Raw genomic sequence first — 2920 nt, 5'->3', positions numbered from 1 at the left:
CTGCACCGAGAGGCGTATCTGCAAACAACCAGTTGACTCTACCCACTGAAAAGCTTCTTATGGCTCTCTCAGCAGCTCCATTGTCGATTGGAATGTTGCCATCTTCAAGAAATCTTTTTAAAAGCTCCTCCTGATTGATAGCATATCCGATAGCCTTTTTGAGTCTGTCAGAATACACCTCTTTTGACTCATCCAATTCATGTATGTAATCAAACAAGTCATTTATTAAAGGCTTTATATCGCTTTTTCTTCGCAGTAGCCTTTCGTGAACATCAAGTTCCCTAAGCTTATTCTCCTCAGAGTAAATATCTCTAATTTTTAATAAAACCTTGGTTTCTGGAAGAGCATAGAGCTCCTCTTCGGAAAGAGAAAGTACATCATTTACAAATAGTGCCTGTGCGAAATATCTTCTAAGATGCATGTGACATCCTGTAGCTTTAATACGTCCTTCTGACTCTTTTTCAATTACCTGATAAGATATGTAAGCATCGCAGGTAATATAACCTTTGAATTCAGCCAATAGGTCACGTAAGTGTGCAGTGCTTCGGCTTCTTTCATAGCAAAATATAATTATAGGTGGATTCTTAATTAACTCGCTACTGCAATGCACCCAAATATAGCTTTTAGATGAAGAAGAACGCCCGTCTTTATTAACTTTTATATATGTTTCATCACTTTGGATGTGATTATAGGTAAGAAGTTCTTCAAGTAAACGATTACAGATATGTCTCATATATCTTGGGACAATGGTATTTACCCAATTAACCATTGTTTGCTTGATTATACCTATATCGAAGATTTTAAAATTGAATGCCTGTCTGTATAAAGGTATCCCCTTTACATACTTGTCATACAATATATCTGCAAGAAGTGACGGTGACAGATGAGATCTATCAAGAAGTTGATTTTCATAAGGCTGTGTAATTATATCTCCTGTATCCTTTACTTTAATTACTGGAGTATAGACCGCCTTCACATAGTAAGGCACAGGTATCTTTTCTATGGTTTCATGAACATGCCAGAAGGCAACACCCCAATTTCCAACTCCGTATTTTTCATCATAGTAAGAAGGGTCAAAATCATAGCTGATTTGCTTTGGAAGCTTTTCCATAGATTCTTTTAGGCTACTGTTATACCCCTTCTTGCTCTTGGACTTCTTTTTACCGTGAGAAGATTTTCCTTTTTTCGCACCCTTTCCTTTACCATTTTTATAGTCATCAATGTTTGTTACCTTTGATTCATCGTCATCTTCAACCTGGCTTTCATCCTCGATTTCTTCAGGATGATTGGCAGCGGCCTCAACAAGTGAAACAAATTTTTCTGTAGTGGCTCCAAACAGTGTTTTATTCTTAAGTTCAATTTGGTCACGAAGTAAACCAACAAGCTCTTTTAGCTGCTTGTTTTCAGATTCAAAAGACTCATATTTTTTCTTTAATTCATTGTATATGTAAGCTGATTCATCAATGTTACGTTGTAACTGCGTGTTTTCCGCAGATAAACCAAGATAGTACTCAAATAATTTCCCACAAAGAAAGAGCAGAACGTCTTTGTCAAAACCCGATATTTGGTTTTTAAACTTTTCGACATCTGCTCTCAATTTTGCATCCTCCCATAAATTTTAAGACCATTTGCTTGTAATAGCTTCAAGTGCATTTAAAATATCCTGCTTTTCTTTTTTTAGTTGCCTGATTTCAGCTTTGAGTTCTGTTATCAAGGCATCCTTTTCAGCAAGAGAAGCAACCTGTTCGGTTATTACAGAGGAGCTTTCATTATTCAGTTTTTCTTCTGAAGATTTCCTACGACCACTTTTACCTGTAGGAACAATTTCGCCTGTGGCCTCATCAATTTTACCGATAAGAGTTCTTTTAGAACGAGGTTGTTTCTTTTCCTTGTCCCAATAAGATTCTGATTCATAAACATAGGTCACTCCAGTGCGCTTATCTGTGTGTTTTACAATAGACATTCCCTTCTCACCTCCATAGGTATATTTTAAAACATACCTATGCTAGTGTCAATAACATAGTGATAAAGACATGTGTAAATCACCACTATGTTTTGTCTATTTTTTCCTGAATTCTATAGGAGTGGTAGTACGTTTTTTACCTACAGAGGGGTCAATAGCAAAGCCTTCCATAAGTCTCATGAATTCATCACCAGAAAGCTGCCTTGCTTCATCTTCAGATTTAGGCCATCGAAATGAGCCTTCTGCCAAGCGAATATACAGCAAGATGAATCTATCGCCTGTCCATAAGATACCTTTTAGCCTGTCTTTTCTGGTGCCACAAAAGAGGAAGAGTGTATCTTTTTCTAAAGGATTTTTATTGTAATGGAGCTTAACCAGTGCAGAAAGACCATCTATGCCTTTTCTAAGATCAGATTTTCCTATCAAGATATAGACTTTTGAAAATGTAAAACCTTTCTCAGTCAGCATGTTTCACCGCCTTAAGAATTGCACAAAGTGCTGGCTCATTCACTTCACCATGCATTTCTATGGTGAATCCACCGTAACTTATACTTATAGATGACGGCATTTGAACCAAAGGCTCATAAGTCTTAGCTACAATTTCTGTCTGAGGCTTGGATACAGCTTTAGGTGCTGAAATTTCATAAAAGCCTAGAGCTGTTTCTTCTTTTTCTGTAGTTTTACTTGATGATTTTGTTTCCTCTTGTTGATCAAGAAAATATTCCCTGGCTTGGCGCTGCCAGTAAAAGAAATCGCCACGCTTAATGTTATTTTTCTCGCAAAAAGCTTGCTTAGTTAATCCACTTCTGGCTTGTTCTTCAAAAACTGGTATCCAGGACTTCAATCTAACATCCATGACTTTTTTATCCATAACAAAACGCCCTCCAAATCAGTAGTTTTTCTTTAATACTACTAATTTGAAAGGGCGTATTCGAGAGCTTTATATTTGCCGCTTAC

The 2920-nt window shown here is 36.8% G+C and carries 4 protein-coding genes; all 4 read right to left on the bottom strand.

The genetic code is table 11. The features are described 5' to 3' along the window. Nucleotides 1-1597, bottom strand: a 1597-nt coding sequence (tnpC, locus tag BLV53_RS16740) for an IS66 family transposase (RefSeq protein ID WP_090302759.1), incomplete at its 3' end; no start/stop codon positions are given. A 21-nt stretch (nucleotides 1598-1618) separates the two neighbouring features. Continuing rightward, nucleotides 1619-1963 (bottom strand): hypothetical protein, encoded by a 345-nt coding sequence (locus BLV53_RS16735; protein WP_090302758.1) that lies wholly within the window; start codon nucleotides 1961-1963, stop codon nucleotides 1619-1621. A 96-nt stretch (nucleotides 1964-2059) separates the two neighbouring features. Next, on the bottom strand, nucleotides 2060-2431 hold the full coding sequence (gene tnpB / locus BLV53_RS16730) for an IS66 family insertion sequence element accessory protein TnpB (RefSeq protein WP_090302757.1): 372 nt from the start codon (nucleotides 2429-2431) through the stop codon (nucleotides 2060-2062). Further along, nucleotides 2421-2834, bottom strand: coding sequence for an IS66 family insertion sequence element accessory protein TnpA (gene tnpA / locus BLV53_RS16725; RefSeq protein WP_090302756.1), 414 nt, complete (start codon nucleotides 2832-2834; stop codon nucleotides 2421-2423). Before tnpA ends, tnpB begins: the two co-directional genes overlap by 11 nt. Nucleotides 2835-2920: the final 86 nt, after the last annotated feature.

Source organism: Pseudobutyrivibrio sp. ACV-2 (genome assembly GCF_900107545.1).
Lineage (GTDB): Bacteria > Bacillota > Clostridia > Lachnospirales > Lachnospiraceae > Pseudobutyrivibrio.
Note: the sequence above shows the minus strand (reverse complement) of the source record. Positions and strands in the feature narration are given on the sequence as shown.